Source organism: Paraburkholderia sp. BCC1876 (assembly GCF_902833695.1).
Lineage (GTDB): Bacteria > Pseudomonadota > Gammaproteobacteria > Burkholderiales > Burkholderiaceae > Paraburkholderia.
In genome coordinates this window covers 1-17,423 of record NZ_CADFGI010000010.1, presented here as the reverse complement: position 1 = coordinate 17,423, position 17,423 = coordinate 1, and the positions used below count along the sequence as shown (strand labels likewise).

The following is a 17,423-nucleotide window of genomic DNA, read 5'->3' as shown; positions in this document are numbered from 1 at the left end:
AGGCCTACAGCAGCCCCACACAAACCGCCGCGACGATCGATCCGAGCACCAGCACAGCGCCCACCGTCTTGCGTTTGTTCAGCTCGGTCCAGAGCAGCACGCCGGTCAGCGACAGCAGAATGATGCTGCCCGCCAGCGTATCGATCAGCAGTACCCAGCCGACGCTCAAGCCGACGCCCTTGTGCAGATTCGTCAGCATCGCGAGAAACGTGTTGTCGCTGCGCCTGACCGTTACGTAGCCGTTGCCGACCCAGTACTCGGCCGACGTATTTTCATGCGGCGACGCAAAATTGAGCTGCCAGTGCTCCGGCTGCACGACGCTGCGATCGCCCCACGCGACCGGATGCGACGGCTCTTTCTGCACGCGTCCCGGCGTGCCGGTCAGCTTCAATTCGTGCTTCAGCCATTTGCCCAACTCGCGCGGCGTTTCCGGCACGGGTTGCGGCAACGGCACTTGCATCGTCGACACTTGCGGCTCGCCGGTCGAGACCTTCAACGGCCCGCCGCGATGATTCAGCAAAAAGCCCGTGGTGCCGAACAGCAGCCCCAGCGCCGCGCCCCACAAACCGATCCAGCCGTGCACCTTGCGCAGCCATTTGACGAAGGTGGCGCGGCGCGAGCGCTGCTGCCGCGCCTTCAGTTCGCTGTCGCCGAGCCGCTGCGGCTCGCGCGCGGCAAGGTCGAGGCCCGTGGCCGGTTGAAGGTCGATTGCCTCGGGTACGCTCACGTTTCGCTCCAGGTACGCAACAGGTTGTGATAACAGCCGACGAGGCTGCGGCGCGCGGCATCGTCGGCATGGGTGGCATTGAGACGTTGAATCGCGGTGTCCATGTCGAACAGCAACGCGCGCTGCGTGTCGCTGCGCACGAGGCTTTGCACCCAGAAGAAACTGGCGAGCCGCGCGCCACGCGTGACCGGCGTCACCTGATGCAGACTCGTGGCCGGATAAACGATCATGTCGCCGGCCGGCAGCTTCACCTGCTGCACGCCGTAGGTGTCTTCGATCACCAGTTCGCCGCCGTCGTATTCATCGGGCTCGGAAATGAACAGCGTCACCGAGACGTCGGTGCGCAGCTTCACGCCGTTGGGCAACACGCGCACCGCGCCGTCGACGTGACTGCCGAACGTCATGCCGCTCTCGTAACGATTGAAGAGCGGCGGGTACGCCTGGTTCGGCAGCACCGCGCTGATAAACAGCGGGTGCCGTTCGACCGCCGCGAGAATCACGTCGCCGAGTTCGCGCGCCAGCGGCGTGTGCTCGGCGATCTGCTGGTTGCGCTTGACCGGCGCGCCCTGATAGCCGGCGGTCGCGCGACCGTCGACCCAGGCGTCGCCAGCCTGATCGAGCCGCTCGCGCACGAAGCGCAATTGCTCGGCGTTCAGTACATTCGGAATCTGCAGCAACATAAGTGTTTCCTTGGCGTGGGCTTGCCGTTTTCGATCGAAAACGGCAAGCCTAACGCAACCGTTCGGCTTACATCAGAAGCGGTAGTCGAACGTGGCCAGCAGCGTACGTCCAATGCCCGGCACGGAGCGGCCGCCGTCCGATTGAATCAGACCGTCGTAGTACTGCTTGTTGGTCAGGTTCAGCAGGTTCAGGCGCACGTCGTATTTCTTCGCATGGTAAGCGGCGGTTGCATCCCAGCGCGTGTAGCCCGGCACCTGAACATAGTTCGTGTTCGACGCATAGCGCGGCGACATATACGTCGGGCCACCGCCAATTTCCCAATGCGGCGTGATCGCGTAGGTGGTCCAGAGCGTCAGCGTGTTGCGCGGTGTATTGGCCGGCGTGTGCCCTTGCGTCCCGTCGAGCGCCTTCAGGACCACGGCGTCCATGTACGTATAGCCGCCGAAGATTTGCCACTTGTCGGTGATGTGACCGGTGACGCCGGCCTGGAAACCGTCCACGCGAATATCGCCGTCGAGTTCGTATTCGGTGGGCGAAACCTGGGTGCGGGCGTTGGTCATTTCCTCGCGGAAGAACGCCGAATTCACCGACAGATTGCCGCCGAGCAGATCCCACTTGCCGCCCACTTCATACGACTTGGTCGACTCCGGCGCCAGATTCTGCGTGAGGTTGGTGACAGTCAACGCTTCGAGCGACGGGTCGAACGACGTGCCGTAGGACACGTAGTACGACTGCCAGTCGGTCGGCTGATAAATCACGCCGGCGCGAACGCTGGTGAAGAAGTTGGTTTGACTCGCGTAAGCCGGCAGACTGATTGAGTTGTGGATCTGCGCCTGGAAGCGATCCCAACGCAAACCGCCAATCACCTTCCAGTGCTGACCGAGCGAAATGGTGTCGTTCACATAGCCGGCAATTTCATTCGAGCCGGAATTCGCGTAGTTGCCGACTGTCGTGGTGACACCCGCCGGCGAGGACAGATACGCCGGGTTCAGCATCGTCACGACCGGCAGGTTGTTACGCGTGTAGGCCTGATTCGAGTAGCTGTCGTGGCCGAGTTCGACGCCCGCGATCAGGTCGTGCTTGATCGGGCCGGTGTCGAATTTGTATTCGACCGTGGTGTCGTTGTACAGCGAGTGGTTCTCGATCACGCGGTCGTGGCTTTGCAACTTGATGAACAGTTGCGACGGCGACAAGCTCGTGAAATTGCCGTTGACCAGCGCGGTGCTGCTGGAAAGCGGACCTGTCAGCACCGATTGCGGCGCGGTTTCGCGCGCGTCGGTCAGGGAATGCGAGAACTGCGTCTGGTTGGTCAGCGTGAGCGCGTCGGAGAACTTGTGCTTGATCGCGGCGGTGAACGTCTGCACGTCCTGGATCGTGCGGTCGGTGGTCAGGCCGTAGAACGTGTTCTTCGGCACCGGCGACGGACGGCCGTTCAACGCTTGCACGCCGTAGTCGGGCATATCGTAGTTGTGCTGGATCAGCGCGGACAGCGTCACTTCGGTCGGCGTGCCGATCCCGAAACGCACCTCCGGCGCGATGCCGTAGTCCTTGTTCTTCATCTCGTCGCGCGTCGAGCCGAGGCTCTGGCCGAACGCGTTCAGGCGAATCGCCGCGGTGTCGGTCAGCTTGTGGTTCACGTCGACGGTGCTGCGATAGCGGTCGTCGGTGCCGATCATTCCCGTGACTTCCGCCGAATCCTTCAGGTTCGCCTTCTTGCTGACCTGGTTGATCACGCCGCCCGTGGAGCCGCGGCCGAACAACATCGACGACGGACCGTACAGCACTTCGAGTTCTTCGAGGTCGAAGGTGTCGCGATAGTACTGGTTGCGATCGCGGAAGCCGTCGAGATAGATATCGTTCTGCGCGGTGAAGCCGCGCAGGTTGATGTTGTTGCCGATCTGGCCGCCTTCGGCGCCGCCGATCGTCACGCCCGGCGCATTGCGCAGCGCGTCCTGGAACGACGTGGCGCCTTGCGAAGCGAGCAAGTCTTTATTGATGACGGCAACCGTCTGCGGAATGTCGCGCAACGCGGTGGGCGTCTTCGCGCCGACATTCGATTTTTCCGCCTGGAAGTCCTGTTGTTCAGCCTGCGCCGCGACGCCGATGGTCGGCAGCGTGCCGCTGTCGGTGGCGGCAGTGGGGGCGCTCGCGTTTGCGGCTTTGCCGGTCGACGGCTGCGTCGTGGCTTGCGCGGCAGTCTGCGCGACGGCCGGGGTCGCGAAAGGAATGGCAAAGGCTAGCGCTAACGCGGTCGCAAGCGGCGTGTGGTTGAACATGGAAATCCCGTCGGAGGTGCACTTGCCGGATTCGCATGTCTTCGCATGCGATCAATGACAAAGCTGCATTTGGCTGGCTGCCGGTCTCCTGAGTGACGCAGAGACGACGGGATGGCTGGCTGATGGTTAAATGAGAATCGATATCATTCCATACGCATAAATTTGCATCAACGTCGGCGTCTCTTACTTCGTGTAATCGGTTTATTTCGGCACGTTACGAACGTAGGGATAACGTAATTTTCAATGTTGCAGAGAGTTTGTTTTATTACTGGTTTGTAAACGTTAGACAAGGCAGGAGTAAAGCTGATCAATGCGATTGAAAGGCATTCGGTATAAGCCAGCTTTCAAATAGACAACAGTTTGCCAGCCCGACCGCCGACACGAAATCACGACACGGTTTATCCTTTTTGCAACACCGTCTGTCCTCACTGTTCCGTTCACTTCGGAGTTGACCATGCAATACCGCCAATTCGGCCGCACAGGGCTGAACGTGTCGCGACTTTGTCTCGGCACGATGACCTTCGGCCTGCAGACTGAAGAAGAGGCCTCGCAGCGCATTCTCGACACGGCCGCGGAGGCCGGCGTGAACTTCATCGATACGGCCAACGTGTATCCGCTCGGTGGCGGCGAGGGTCTGGCCGGACGCACGGAGGAAATCGTCGGGCGCTGGCTGAAGGGCAAGCGCGACCGCTTCATTCTCGCGACGAAAGCCGTCGGCAAGATGGGGCCCTCGGCGTGGGATCAAGGCGCATCGCGCAAACATCTGCTGGATGCGATCGACGCGTCGCTGCGCCGCCTCGGCACCGACTACGTGGACCTCTATCAGCTCCATTCCGACGACGCGAACACGCCGCTCGACGAAACGCTCGAAGCGCTAGACGTGATCGTGCGATCCGGCAAAGCGCGTTATGTCGGTGTGTCGAATTTCCTCGCGTACCGGCTGGCGCGCGCGTTGGGCCGCGCCGACGTGTTGCGCGTGGCGCGTTTCGTTTCGGTGCAGCCGCGGTACAACCTGCTATTCCGCCAGATCGAGCGGGAGTTGCTGCCGCTGGCCGCCGAAGAGCATCTCGCCGTGATGCCGTATAACCCGCTCGCGGGGGGCTTGCTGACCGGCAAGCACAAGCTGGAAGCCACGCCGACCACGGGGCGCTTCACCGAGACCGTCGGCAAGGCCGGCGCGATGTATCAGGCGCGTTACTGGCATCAGCGCGAGTTCGACACGATCGAGCGCCTGCAGGCGATCGTGGCGCCGACCGGCGAATCGTTGACGCGCGTTTCGTTGGCGTGGGTGTTGGCGAATCCGCAGATCACGTCGGCGATTATCGGCGCGAGCCGTGCGGAGCAATTGAGCGACACGCTCGCGGCTTCGGAGCTGGTGCTCGACGCGCAGATCAAAACGCAGCTCGACGAGGCGAGCGTGGAATACCGCTGGGGCGACGCGGCGCGCTAGGCGCAGCGATTTGATTTATCGCCCGTAGCGCAGCACGGTGCTCGACGCGGCGAGCACATGATCCTTCATGGCCGCGAGCAACGCGTCGCGCGTCAGCCCGGCGGGTAACGCGTCAGGCGCCAGATCGAGCGCGTAGACCTGCGCGACGTAGTGATGCGGCACCTCGCCGACGGGCGGACACGGACCGTAGTATCCCGGGCCGCCCGTGCGATTCGTTCCGGAGACGCTGCCGGGCGGCGAACTGCCGCCGACGCCGAGCGATGTGGTCGAAGCCGCGACGCCATACACGATCCAATGCACGATGCCCAGGCCCTTCGCGCCGTCCGGATCGAAGATCGTCACCGCGTAGCTCTTCGTGCCCGCAGGGGCATTACGCCATTGCAGCGCCGGCGACACGTTGCCGCCGCCGCAATTGTTCGCGCTCGCGGCGTGGCTCGAATCCAGCGTGCCGCCGTCGGCCAGACCCGGCGACGAAACCGCGAACGCTTCGGCCGCGCGGCCATGGGTTGCTGCCAGCGCTAAGGCCGCGCACACGCCCACGGAAAGCAGACGTCGTGCGAGGTCAAAGTGGCCGTTGCGGATCATCGTGAATTCCCCCTTTTTTATGCGTTCACGGCTTCAAGGTCATTTGAATCGGCCCGTCCGCGCCGTCGCTTCCGGCAATTGCCGCGTCTCGCGGAACGACTTCGGGTGCCACAGGCGCGCGCCGCCTTCGATACCCGCGTCGTTCGAAACGGTCGCCACGTTGGCCGGCAAATCGAACGTGAGGCGTGCCGCATTGCCGCCGCCGATCCACAGCTTGTCGTAGTTCACGAGCGCGCTGAGAATCCCGATCACCTTCTTAACGCGCCGGTTCCACGTTTTATTCCCGATCTTGTCGCGCGCGGCGTCGCCGATGTATTCGTCGTACGCGACGCCTTTCTTGCTGACCGGGTGGTGGGCCAGTTCGAGATGCGGCATCAACTCGCCGTCGCGGAACATAGCCGTGCCCGCGCCCGTGCCGAGCGTCAGCACGAATTCGAGGCCGTGCCCTTCGATCGCGGCGAAGCCCTGCATCTCGGCGTCGTTGATCATGCGCACCGGCAAACCGCCCAAACGCTGCGCCAACGAATCCGCGAGCGGAATGTCGTGCCAACCCTCCACGCCGAAATGCGGCGCGGTCAGGATGCGGTTGTTGCGCACCACACCCGGAAAGCCGATCGACATCAACGTAGGCGGTTCCTGTTCGATCAGCGGACCGGCGAGCTTCGCCAATGCATCCACCAGTTGATCCGGCGTACACGGATGCGGCGTCGCGACCCGCACGCGTTCGGTTTTCATCTGACCGTCGGCGTCGATGATCGCGGCCTTCAGACCGGTGCCGCCGACGTCGATCGCCAGAATCCGCTCAGTGCTGCTCGTCACCTTCGTCTTACGCGTTGCCACGGTTTTGCGTGTTGCCACGGTGTCCCCCGATTATGTTGATGCGCGTGATGGAATCACTTCTTTTCGACTGGAGCCTGTTTCAATGGCCGCCATGCGTGGCCGTCGCGCGCGAGCAGCGCGTCCGCCTCCGCCGGTCCTTCGCTGCCGGACGCATAGCCATGCACCGGCATCGCGCCGCCGTCTTTCGGATGCAGCACGTCCTCTACCGCGGCCCAGCTGGTTTCGATGCTGTCGGCGCGCTGGAACAGCGTCTCGTCGCCGAGCATGCAGTCATAGAGCAAGGTCTCGTAGCCGACGTTCGCGCGCTCGGTGAAGAAGTCCGCATAGTCGAACGACGACTGCACCGCGCCCACCTGCATGATCGGTCCCGGCGTCTTGACGTTGAAGTCGAAGCTCGTGCCGTGCGCCGGATCGATACGCAAGGTCAGCACGTTCGGTGTGAGCGCGTCGACGGGCGTGTCGCGGAACAACCGGAACGGCACCGGCTTCAGTTGCACCGAGATTTCCGTGCGCCGCGCGGCCAGCCGCTTGCCGGTGCGCAGATAGAACGGCACGCCGGCCCAGCGCCAGTTCTCGACGAACACACGCGCGGCCGCGTAGGTTTCCGTCGTGCTGTCGGGCGCCACGTCCGGTTCCTCGCGATAGCCGACACCCGGGGGACCTTTTTCGTATTGACCGAACACGACGTCGTCGGCGGTCAGCGGCTGGATCGCATGCATGATGTCGGCCTTCTTGTCGCGCACGGCTTCGGCGTCGAACGAATTGGGCGGTTCCATCGCGACCATGCCGAGCAACTGGAACAGGTGGTTCGGCAGCATGTCGCGGAACGCGCCGGTCTGCTCGTAGAACTTGCCGCGCCCTTCCACGCCGATCGTTTCCGCCGCCGTGATCTGCACGCTGTCGATGTATTCGCGCCGCCAGATCGGTTCGAACAGCGCATTCGCGAAGCGCACCGCGAGAATGCTCTGCACGGTGTCTTTACCGAGAAAGTGATCGATGCGGTACACCTGCGATTCGTCCGCGTACGAAAGGATGTGCGCGTTCAGATCGCGCGCCGACGCGAGATCGGTGCCGAACGGTTTTTCCACGACGATGCGGCGGAAAAATCCGCCTTCGCCCTCGCCTTCTTTCAGCAGACCCGCTTTGCCGAGGCGTTCGACAATCGGTTTGAAGAAACGCGAGGTGACGGCGAGATAGAAAATCACGTTGCCGCCCTTCGCCTGATCGAGCTTTTGCTTCAGCTTCGTAAAGACGTCGTCGGTCTCGAATTCACCGGCCATGTATTCGAGGCGTTGCCCGACCCAGTCCCACGCTTTGTCGTCGAGCTTGCCGGCGTGGAAGGTGCTGGCTTTGTCGGCGGCGAACTGTTCGAGCGACTTGTGCAGATCGTCGCGCCAGGCGCTCGTCTCGCGCTCGCCGTGATTCACGCCGACGATTTTCATGCCGTCGTCGAGCAGGCCATCCACGGCGAGGTTGTAGAGCGCCGGCATCAGCAGTCGTTTGGTCAGGTCGCCGCCGGCGCCGAAGATCACCAGCGTGCAAGGCGGTGCGGGCCGCTTGCCGGCCGGCGACGCGGGTACGGACGGCGCGTCGTGCGGACTCACGCTGACTTTGCAGCTCGGTTCGGCAGCGGTGGCGGGGTGATTGGAAGCGGGAGTATTCGGTGTAGTCGACATGGGATTCACTCAGGAAGCCAATGGAACGGACGTGGCGGTACATGAAAGACCACGCTTGAAGCCACACAGTTCAAAAACGACTCCACAATCGGGCTCGCACGCTGGCGTGTAGGGTTTATGTAACCTGCACGCCGGGCGTCGCGGCCCACGGCTTGCTACGTTGCGACTCTTGCTAGTGCGCGGTTTGCTCGGCTCGTTATTTGGTCACTGCGGTAACGAGTGCGGGTGCCGGCTCGGGTGTTGCAGCAGACGCAGCCTCCGTCGGGCACGCCGGCGTCGCGGCCTGCGCATTGGGCCCGGTCGGAATCGGCGCCTGGTCGCCCTCGCCGGTCAACGGCACATTGCCCGATGCAGCCATGGCACGCGGCTGCAGCAGCAGCGCAACCAGCCCGGTCCAGCCGGTCTGATGCGAAGCGCCCACGCCACGCCCGTTGTCGCCATGAAAGTACTCATGGAACAACACCAGATCGCGCGAATGCGGGTCGGCCTGCAGCAACGGATACGCGCCCATCACCGGACGCTCGCCATCTTTGTTCTTGAGGAACAGTGTCGTGCAGCGGCGCGCGAGTTCATCGGCGATTTCGCTGAGCGAGAACTTCTGCCCCGACCCAGTCGGATACTCCACACGAAAATCGTCGCCGTAATAGCGATGGAATTCGTACAGCGATTCGATCAGCAGATAGTTCATCGGCATCCACACCGGACCCCGCCAGTTCGAATTGCCGCCGAACACGCGCGAGTCCGATTCGGCCGGCAGGTATTTGACGGTGAAGCTGTCGCCGTTGTGATTGAACACGAACGGCTGGTCGCGATGAACCCGCGACAGCGCCCGCACCCCGTGATCGGACAAAAATTCGCTTTCGTCGAGCGCGCGGCGCAGCAGCGCTTTCATGCGATGCCCGCGCAACAGCGAGAGCAGCAGCGCATTGCTCTTGCCGGGTTCGTTCCAGCGAGAGACGAGCCGCGCCAGATCGGGCCGATGTTCGAGGAACCAGGTCAGACGTTCGCGCAGCCCCGGCAAGCCGCCATGCAGACGATGTTCGAGCACATGCACGGCGAACAGCGGAATCAGCCCAACGATGGACCGCAGCCGCAAGGGCACGTTGCTGCCGTCGGGCAGGCGCAGCTTGTCGTAGAAGAACTCGTCTTCCGAGTCCCAGAGGCCGGTGTCGCAGCCGTCGTCGCAACTCACGGCTTCGGCGATATACAGGAAGTGCTCGAAGAACTTCACGCCGATGTCGACGAACACATGGTTCGCATAGGCGAGTTCCAGCGCGATACGCATCAGGTCGAGCGCGTACGCGGCCATCCACGCAGTGCCGTCGGCCTGATCGATATGACCGCCGGTGGGCAGCGGCGAAGAGCGATCGAAAATGCCGACGTTGTCGAGGCCGAGAAAGCCGCCCTGGAAAATATTGTGACCGTCGGCGTCCTTGCGGTTGACCCACCACGAGAAGTTCAGCAGCAGCTTGTGAAAAACGAGTTCCAGAAAATCGCGATCCGCCTTGCCGGTCAGCGCACGGTCGATTTCATACACGCGCCACGCGGCCCACGCATGGACCGGCGGATTGGCGTCGCCCAACGCCCATTCGTAAGCGGGTATCTGACCGTTCGGATGCTGATAGCGGTCCTTCACCAGCAGCAGCAATTGACGTTTGGCAAACGCGGGATCGATCAGTGCGAACGCGGTGGCATGAAACGCCAGGTCCCACGATGCGTACCACGGGTACTCCCACTTGTCGGGCATCGACACGATGTCCGCGTTGCACAGATGCCGCCAGTCCGTGTTGCGGCCTTTTTTGCGGCTCGCGGGCGGGGTGGGTTGCAGCGGATCGCCGTCGAGCCAGCGCTGCACGTCGTACTGGTAGTACTGCTTCGACCACAGCATGCCGGCGAGCGCCTGACGCTGCACGAGACGCGCGTCGGGGTCGGCGATTTCGTGTTGCAGCGCGCCATAGAATTCGTCGGCTTCGGCAATGCGGTGCGCGAATACTGCGTCGGCATCGAGCAGCACGTCGTCGGGACTCGATTGCGGACGCCAGCGCATGTACACCACCGCGCGCCCGTGCGGGCCGAGTTCGATCGATGCATGCGCAGCGGCCTTCGTGCCTTTGTCGCGACGCACCGCCTGTTCGTCGCCATGGACCAGGTAGTCGTTGAAGCCGTCTTTGAACGGACCTGTGCCGTCCATATTGAACAGGCGCTTGACGTTGGTGTCGTTCTCGCAGAACAGCCAGTCGACCTGCGGCGCGTCTTTCGACCAGGCCGTCACCACGATCGGCTCGTGGCCATGCTGATGGCCAACCAGTTGCGCGTTGCCGTTGTGATCCGTGCCGGCCGTCAACGACGGTTTGTCTTTGTTCTCTTTCCACGACCACGAATTGCGCGCCCAGATCTGCGGCAGCACATCGAGCGAAGCGGCCTGGTCCGCGCGATTATTGATCGTCACGCGCATCAGGATGTCGTCGGGCGCGTGCTTCGCGTATTCGACCTGCACATCGAAATAGCAGCAATCGTCGAACACGCCGGTGTCGAGAATTTCATACTCCGGCATGTCGGCGCCACGGCGGCCGTTTTCCTGCACCAGGTCGTCGTAGGGAAAAGCCGCGATCGGGTACTTGTAGAGCATCCGCATATACGAATGCGTGGGCGTGCCGTCGACGTAGAAGTACAACTCTTTCACGTCCTCGCCATGGTTGCCCTGCGCGTTGGTGAGGCCGAACAGGCGCTCTTTCAGGATCGGATCCTTGCGGTTCCACAGCGCGAGCGACACACACCAGCTCAGTTTGTCGTCGCCGAAACCGGCAATGCCGTCTTCGCCCCAACGGTATGCGCGGCTGCGCGCATGGTCGTGCGGAAAGGAATCCCACGCGGTGCCGTCCGGGCTGTAATCCTCCCGCACCGTGCCCCACTGACGCTCGCTGAGATACGGCCCCCAGCGCTGCCAGTGGGCACAGTCGGCCGAATGCAGGCGTGAACCTTCAAGAGTGGCGAGCAGATTCGCAGCGCGCAGCGGTGGCATGACTCCGTCCTTGCATCAGGCTTGGCAGCGGGACACACATCGTAGCGCGGTTTACACGCCAACGGGCTCCAGGCGGGCAAGTAGATTGTCAATGCGCAGCAACTCGCCGAGCGACCAGGCCTGAAACGGGGTGCCGGCCGGCGCATGCGGTGCATCGCCGTCGGCGATTTCCGATAGATGGTCGAGCCCCGCGTGATCGAGATGCGCGACCAGCGGGTCGAGAAAGCGCGTTCTGGCTTCGCTGCGGGCTTCTGTTGCAGTGCCGTGAACCCGCAGCCACGCTTCGACGAATGGACCGAGCAGCCATGGCCAAACCGTGCCCTGATGGTAGGCGCCATCGCGTGCGAGCGGCGGGCCGCCGTAGTGCCCGCAATAGGCGGGATCGGACGGTGCAAGCGTTCGCAAGCCAAGCGGCGTGAGCAGCTGCGCTTCGACCTGATCGAGCACGGCGCGGGCCGCGGCGCCCTCGAGTAACGGGAACGGCAGTCCGCCTACCGCAAAAATCTGGTTTGGCCGGATCGCGTGGTCGACCGTGCCGTTCACGTGGTCGACGTCGATGTTGTCGAACAGCCCTTGCGTCGACGGATCGATAAAGCGTTCATGAAACGCTTGCAACGCTCGGGCGGCGGATGCCTGCCACTGCGGATTCCAGATTGCTGCAATGCGCAACGCGTTGATCCAGAGCGCGTGTACTTCGACTGGTTTGCCGATGCGTGGCGTCACCACCCAGTCGCCGACTTTTGCATCCATCCACGTGAGCTGCACGCCGGCGACACCGGCGCTCAGCAGGCCATCTTCTGCCGAAGCCTGAATGCCGAAGCGCGTGCCTTTTGTGTAGCCTGCGAGGATGGCCTCGACGGCCTGTTGCAGGCGCTGCGCGGTGGCAGCGCTGGCGTGCTGCGTGGTCAGATAGTCGTGGACGGCGACGATGAACCACAGCGAGGCATCGACCGAGTTGTATTCCGGCGTGTCGCCGTAATCGGGGAAGCGATTGGGCAACATGCCTTCGGACAAGGTGCCGGACCATTCGAGCAGGATCGCTTCGGCCTCGTCGAGACGGCCCGACGCGATCAGCAAGCCGCGCATTGCGATGAACGTATCGCGGCCCCAGTCGGTGAACCATGGAAAGCCCGCAAGGATCGTGCGACCTTCGTTGCGGGCGACGACGTAGGCGTCGGCGGAACGCTGCAGGCGCGTGCCGAGCGCGGCGCGGCGTTGTTGTTCGATGCTGGCAAGTTCGGTCGCGTGGGTGGCGGTGAGTTGTGCGTTCGATGTGGGCTGCTGCTGCGATGGTGTGCTTGCGTTAGCGGCGCTTTCGACGATCGCGGTGAGAATCAGCACCGCTTCACCCTTCGCGAGATCGAAGCTGAACACGCCCGGCGTCGCTAGATCTTCGCTGAAGTCCAAACCGCGTTCCTGCTCGCGAACGTAGCAGAAGTCGCGATACCAATCGGGCGCGTGCGTGTACGCGCCATTTGTCGCTGCATGGATCACCGGCACGTCGCCATAGGGTTGCCAACTGACGCATGCGCGATCGTCGCTGGTCTGCGCGTTGAAGTTGAATGCCGGATTCTCGTGATGCAACGCGTGATAGTCGCGGCCCGAAAGCAGCGGCCTGACTTTGAGCGTCGGTGCATTCATTTCTTCAGAAGCCGCTCCTATGTCCTCAAGCCGCCAACGCAATACCGTTTCGCGCGTCGTTTTGCTAACGAACACTTCTGCGATCAGCACCCTCTGCGCATCGAGCTCAAAGCGCCACGTCGGCCACGGCGATGTATCGAACGCGATAAGACGCGTTGTGAGATCCGGATAGATCACATCGGGCACATAGCGCTGCATGCTCAGCGGAAACCGCTGTCCATTCGCCTCGACCCACGCCTCCACACCATTGACGAGCACCATTCGCCCGCCCGGTGCGCGCGTTGCCGTCAGCAGCAGCGCGTGATAACGGCGCGTGCGCAGCGTGCCCACAGTGCCCGAGGCAAAGCCGCCGAAGCCATCCGCCTCCAGCCATTCGTCTTCGAAACGCGTGATGTCGAAAGGTCGTTCGATGCGTGTCATGAAGTTATCGGTTACGCACAGCCGTCAATCGTTAGGGATGCCTCGACTGCCGGCATGTGGCGCTTCGGTGACCATTGTCCTTCTTATCACTTTCCATTTCCTTTCTAAAATCCAACGCAACTACGCAAGATTTACCACTCGCAAACGTTTCACAATTATTTCTTGAAAGGAATAGAGACTGCATCCGCTTTCACGAAACTGGATGCCGACATGAGAAGAGACAAAAGCTTCGCGAGCGTCGTTGTAATTTCAATTGCAGTACGGGTATTGACCGGTTGCGGTGCCGACGATTCCGCGTCGAACACCGCGCCTTCAGCATCTTCCAAAGGCATGACCGCCGCCAATGGCGACGCGCCCCAACGCGCCGCCTTGCCCGCGGCACCAATCCTCAACACATCCTCAACGCTCGGCGCGAATGCAAATGCAAATGCAAACGCGAGCACGAGCGCCGCCGCTGCCGCGTCCGATCCGATCGCGCAAAACATGCAGGCCAGTCTCGCCGCCGACAGCCAGCAGGTCGCGCCGGTGATGCATTACGCACCCGGCGACAGCGCCACCAGCAACTAACCCGATTCAACCGGCGCGCCAGACGCGCTATTCTTCCTCCCCGCAGAAGGTGATATTCGATGACATCAACTAGCCGTCGCCGTTTCCTGCAGACCGTCGCTTCCTCCGCCGGCGCTGCTGCCGCGCTGACCGCGCTGCCCGAGTCGATTCGCAATGCGCTGGCCGTGCCCGCGTTTTCGCGCACCGGCACGATCCGCGATATCGAGCACATCGTCGTGTTCATGCAGGAGAACCGTTCGTTCGACCACTATTTCGGCCATTTGCGCGGCGTGCGTGGCTACAACGACCGTTTCCCGATTCCGCTGCCGGGCGGCAAGCCGGTGTGGTATCAACCGTCGAAGGAAGACCCCACGCAACCGGTGCTGCCGTTCCATCTGAACACGGCGACCACCAGCGCGCAATGCGTCGGCGATCTCGATCACACCTGGTACAAGACTCACGCCGCGATCGACGGCGGCCGCTACGACCAGTGGCCCGCCAACAAGACCGATATGACGATGGGTTATCACCTGCGCAGCGACATTCCGTTTCACTACGCGCTGGCCGATGCCTTCACCATTTGCGACGCGTACTTCTGCTCGCTGCCGGGACCGACGCACCCGAACCGCGCGTATCTGATGAGCGGCATGGTCGACCCGAGCGGCACACTGGGCGGCCCGCTGCTCGACAACAACGATTTCGTCGATGGCGACGGTCCGCCGAATTACCAATTGCTGTCGTGGACCACGTATCCGGAACGCCTGCAAGCCGCGGGGATTTCGTGGCAGGTGTATCAGCAAGGGTTGACCGGTGCCGATCCGTTGAACGGCAATTACGGCACCAACATCCTGCAGAATTTCACGAACTTCATCAACGCACAGCCGGGTTCGCCGTTGTATGAGCGCGCGCAAACCGTGCGTACCATCGACGATCTGAAGGCCGACGTGATGGCGAATCAGTTGCCGCAAGTGTCGTGGTTGTGCCCGCCGGCCGCGTACTCGGAGCACCCGAGCTATACGCCGGCCTATGGCGCCGAATACACGTCGCAGATTCTGGATGCGCTGACATCGAATCCCGAGGTGTGGAGCAAGACCGTGCTGTTCATCATGTACGACGAGAACGACGGCTTCTTCGATCACCTCGTGCCGCCGCAACCGGCAACGACGCCTGCGCAAGGGCAGTCGACGGTCAGCACCGACGGCGAGATTCACAACGTGGTCAATCCGCAGCGCGGCGGCAGCTATACGGCGGATGGCCTGCCGTACGGCCTCGGCCCGCGTGTGCCGATGACGATCGTGTCGCCGTGGAGCAAGGGCGGTTTTGTATGCTCGCAGGTGTTCGATCACACGTCGGTGATTCGCTTTATTGAAGCGCGTTTTGGGGTGTATGAGCCGAATATCACGGCGTGGCGTCGTGCGGTGTGCGGCGATCTGACGACCGCGTTCGACTTCCGCACGCCCGATTCGAAAGTGCCGCCGTTGCCGGATACGAGCAACTACAAGAGCGTTGCGGACAACCAGTGCGCGACGCAGCCGAAGCCGACGGTGCCGGCAACGCCGGGTGCAATCGATCCGCAGGAAAGCGGCATTCGTTTCGCGCGGGCGTTGCCGTATGAGTTGCATGTGAATGGCCATGCGGACGTGAAGCAGAACACGTTCGAGATTTCGATCGGCAATACCGGCGACCAGGGCGCGCATTTCTACGTCTACGGGACGAATCGCACGGATGGTCCGTGGCGTTATACGGTTGAAGCGGGTAAGTCGCTGAAGGAGACCTTCGATCTGACGACGACGAGCGGTGTGTACGCGTTCGAAGTGTTCGGGCCGAATGGTTTTGTGCGCAAGTTTGCGGGGAACACGCAGTTGGCAGTTGCGCAAACGTCGACAGCTTCGCAGGTGGCGGGCTGGGGTGGGCATGAGAAGCCGGCGCATCCCGAGGTGAAGGTGCAGTACGACGTGGCCAATGGGAACGTGTTCTTGAAGTTCAGCAATAGCGGGGGTGGGGTTGCGCGGTTGACGGTGACGGACAACGCGTATGGTGCGCGGACGCGTCCGGTGTTCGTGCCGGCTGGGGCGCATATCGAAGAAGCGTGGGTGCTGGCTTCGAGTCATCACTGGTACGACCTGACGGTGACGAGTAATGACGACGCCAGCTTCTCGCGTCGTCTGGCAGGGCACGTTGAGAATGGGCGGCCGAGTATTAGCGATCCGGCGGCGGTGGCGCCGGTTTTAGTGGGAATTTGAGGGGTGGGCTCCTGGTGGGTGGACGGAGCCCTTTAGTCGATGAGAGAGGCGCGGATTTTTCGCGCCTTTTTTCTTGCGGCTATCTGCTATCGACTACGGCTCAACCTGGAATTGCTCTAGAGGAGCAATAAAGAAGGGATAAAAATCCTTTGCACATTCCATGATGTCAGGCGGCCCGTAGAAAACGCCTGTGTCCCATGACCTGTCGCCGAAGGCTATCCAGTTACCCACAAGCGGCATGATCACGTAGTGTTCGTGGTTCACGCCCAGCGCGTCTGCGATGTTGTCACCCGGATTTTTCATCAAAAAACTGAAGTACTCGTCATCGGTGTTCTCGCTTCCATGAATGAAGCCTGGGTACTTACCGAAATGATGGTGGAAGTAGTTGAAAGGATCAGGCTTCAGAATCACCGTTGCGAATTCAGTCTTTCCTTCGAAAGTCAATAGCGTCCGGATAAGTTCGAAGAACTTTTGCGTCGCGATGTCGATGGGATCGAAGTACAGCAGTTCGTCACGAGATTTGCCCACGAGAGACTGAACACCAGCCGTCGCTCGGCTCCACAGCGTCGTGAACTTTTCCCGATCGTATATGTAGTCCAAGTTACTCATCAATTACCCAAACGAATTTTTAGGGTTGGTTTTTGTGCACCGACAGGGAAGTACTCCGCCGTAGGTCCACCGGACTTCGAATTCTCACGCACGGTGTACTTGAGATCGCCTTTGGTGAAGATATCGGTCTTACCATCTTTACTCAACGTCTGTACATAGCCGCTCTCGACAAGGTTTGCCTCAAACTCAGCTTTGCCAACATCGGTCTGAATATTGCGCCTGCTGAAGCCCACCGTAATATCAACGTATTCCGACGTAATCCTACCCGGCGGAATCCCATCGACCTCCGTCTCCGCAGCGGGCTTGCACAACGCCTTGATGCGCTCCCAGTTCTCCGCCGCCTTTCTCGCACCCTGTCCGATCCCGTATCGAACCGCCGGGTTCTGCGCGAGCCGCCAGACAAACGCAATCCCACGCGCCGCCCCGTCGATCAATCCCGCGGAGAAATGGCAATCGCCGCAAACCATCCCCGTCCCCGCAAAACCTCCAGCCCGCAGCATCTGCCGCACGCCCTGCAGATTCGCAGGCGGCCCAACCGGCGAATCGCCATAGTTGTAGTTATCGATCCACTGGTCAGTCTCTTCGCTACTGATCGGAATGTCCGTACCGTCATTCAGATCGAGAACGCTGCCATTCCTTGCAACCGTCCCAACTCGCGAAACAACCTCACCATCCGGCGAGTAGCCCCACCGGGCCTTGAATACCCG

At 61.9% G+C, this 17,423-nt stretch carries 12 protein-coding genes and 1 pseudogene; 2 read left to right on the top strand and 11 right to left on the bottom strand.

The genetic code is table 11. The features are described 5' to 3' along the window. Positions 1-4: 4 nt before the first annotated feature. The 3 genes from HWY05_RS29095 to HWY05_RS29085 all read right to left on the bottom strand — a co-directional run bounded on the left by HWY05_RS29095 (position 5) and on the right by HWY05_RS29085 (position 3,684). On the bottom strand, positions 5-727 hold the full coding sequence (locus HWY05_RS29095) for a PepSY-associated TM helix domain-containing protein (protein ID WP_176060485.1): 723 nt from the start codon (positions 725-727) through the stop codon (positions 5-7). Continuing rightward, positions 724-1,407, bottom strand: coding sequence for a Fe2+-dependent dioxygenase (locus tag HWY05_RS29090; RefSeq protein ID WP_035560337.1), 684 nt, complete (start codon positions 1,405-1,407; stop codon positions 724-726). The genes HWY05_RS29095 and HWY05_RS29090 overlap by 4 nt, the downstream gene beginning before the upstream one ends. 72 nt (positions 1,408-1,479) lie before the next feature. Next, positions 1,480-3,684 (bottom strand): TonB-dependent siderophore receptor, encoded by a 2,205-nt coding sequence (locus tag HWY05_RS29085; RefSeq protein ID WP_176060484.1) that lies wholly within the window; start codon positions 3,682-3,684, stop codon positions 1,480-1,482. A gap of 454 nt (positions 3,685-4,138) precedes the next feature. Between HWY05_RS29085 and HWY05_RS29080 the strand changes: the two genes are divergently transcribed. After that, positions 4,139-5,134 carry an aldo/keto reductase gene (locus HWY05_RS29080; protein WP_035560344.1) on the top strand — a complete coding sequence of 332 codons (996 nt, stop codon included), beginning with the start codon at positions 4,139-4,141 and terminating at the stop codon, positions 5,132-5,134. 15 nt (positions 5,135-5,149) lie between these two features. On the opposite strand, the gene HWY05_RS29075 is transcribed toward HWY05_RS29080, so the two are convergent. The 6 genes from HWY05_RS29075 to HWY05_RS29050 all read right to left on the bottom strand — a co-directional run bounded on the left by HWY05_RS29075 (position 5,150) and on the right by HWY05_RS29050 (position 13,803). Then, entirely contained in the window at positions 5,150-5,719 is a 570-nt protein-coding gene (locus HWY05_RS29075) for a YbhB/YbcL family Raf kinase inhibitor-like protein (RefSeq protein ID WP_035560346.1), read from the bottom strand. A gap of 39 nt (positions 5,720-5,758) precedes the next feature. Beyond that, positions 5,759-6,559, bottom strand: a complete 801-nt coding sequence (locus HWY05_RS29070; RefSeq protein ID WP_035560349.1) for an ROK family protein — start codon at positions 6,557-6,559, stop codon at positions 5,759-5,761. A gap of 53 nt (positions 6,560-6,612) precedes the next feature. Next, positions 6,613-8,235: a glucose-6-phosphate dehydrogenase gene (gene zwf / locus HWY05_RS29065; protein WP_176060483.1), complete on the bottom strand. Its 1,623-nt coding sequence runs from the start codon at positions 8,233-8,235 to the stop codon at positions 6,613-6,615. A gap of 196 nt (positions 8,236-8,431) precedes the next feature. Further along, entirely contained in the window at positions 8,432-11,257 is a 2,826-nt protein-coding gene (locus HWY05_RS29060; protein WP_035560354.1) for a glucosidase, read from the bottom strand. Positions 11,258-11,308: 51 nt separating this feature from the next. Continuing rightward, on the bottom strand, positions 11,309-13,318 hold the full coding sequence (locus HWY05_RS29055) for an amylo-alpha-1,6-glucosidase (protein WP_176060482.1): 2,010 nt from the start codon (positions 13,316-13,318) through the stop codon (positions 11,309-11,311). A gap of 155 nt (positions 13,319-13,473) precedes the next feature. Next, on the bottom strand, positions 13,474-13,803 hold the full coding sequence (locus HWY05_RS29050; protein ID WP_176060481.1) for a hypothetical protein: 330 nt from the start codon (positions 13,801-13,803) through the stop codon (positions 13,474-13,476). A gap of 141 nt (positions 13,804-13,944) precedes the next feature. Here HWY05_RS29050 and HWY05_RS29045 point away from each other — a divergent pair, with 141 nt between their 5' ends. Then, complete coding sequence (locus HWY05_RS29045; RefSeq protein ID WP_035560363.1) at positions 13,945-16,107, top strand: phospholipase C, phosphocholine-specific; 2,163 nt, start codon at positions 13,945-13,947, stop codon at positions 16,105-16,107. A gap of 93 nt (positions 16,108-16,200) precedes the next feature. Here the strand turns inward: HWY05_RS29045 and HWY05_RS29040 are convergent, their stop codons facing one another. Both HWY05_RS29040 and HWY05_RS29035 read right to left on the bottom strand, forming a co-directional pair. After that, on the bottom strand, positions 16,201-16,716 hold the full coding sequence (locus HWY05_RS29040; RefSeq protein WP_035560366.1) for a hypothetical protein: 516 nt from the start codon (positions 16,714-16,716) through the stop codon (positions 16,201-16,203). Then, positions 16,716-17,423: pseudogene (locus HWY05_RS29035) on the bottom strand (RHS repeat protein); the annotation flags it as partial. The gene HWY05_RS29040 and the pseudogene HWY05_RS29035, both read right to left, overlap by 1 nt.

What these genes read in the sequence shown, in the direction of transcription:
- zwf (WP_176060483.1), bottom strand. Translation starts at nt 8,235, where the DNA reads ATGTCGACTACACCGAATACTCCCGCTTCCAATCACCCCGCCACCGCT.
- HWY05_RS29075 (WP_035560346.1), bottom strand. Translation starts at nt 5,719, where the DNA reads ATGATCCGCAACGGCCACTTTGACCTCGCACGACGTCTGCTTTCCGTG.
- HWY05_RS29040 (WP_035560366.1), bottom strand. Translation starts at nt 16,716, where the DNA reads ATGAGTAACTTGGACTACATATACGATCGGGAAAAGTTCACGACGCTG.
- HWY05_RS29060 (WP_035560354.1), bottom strand. Translation starts at nt 11,257, where the DNA reads ATGCCACCGCTGCGCGCTGCGAATCTGCTCGCCACTCTTGAAGGTTCA.
- HWY05_RS29085 (WP_176060484.1), bottom strand. Translation starts at nt 3,684, where the DNA reads ATGTTCAACCACACGCCGCTTGCGACCGCGTTAGCGCTAGCCTTTGCC.
- HWY05_RS29080 (WP_035560344.1), top strand. Translation starts at nt 4,139, where the DNA reads ATGCAATACCGCCAATTCGGCCGCACAGGGCTGAACGTGTCGCGACTT.
- HWY05_RS29045 (WP_035560363.1), top strand. Translation starts at nt 13,945, where the DNA reads ATGACATCAACTAGCCGTCGCCGTTTCCTGCAGACCGTCGCTTCCTCC.
- HWY05_RS29055 (WP_176060482.1), bottom strand. Translation starts at nt 13,318, where the DNA reads ATGACACGCATCGAACGACCTTTCGACATCACGCGTTTCGAAGACGAA.
- HWY05_RS29090 (WP_035560337.1), bottom strand. Translation starts at nt 1,407, where the DNA reads ATGTTGCTGCAGATTCCGAATGTACTGAACGCCGAGCAATTGCGCTTC.
- HWY05_RS29050 (WP_176060481.1), bottom strand. Translation starts at nt 13,803, where the DNA reads ATGTTTTGCGCGATCGGATCGGACGCGGCAGCGGCGGCGCTCGTGCTC.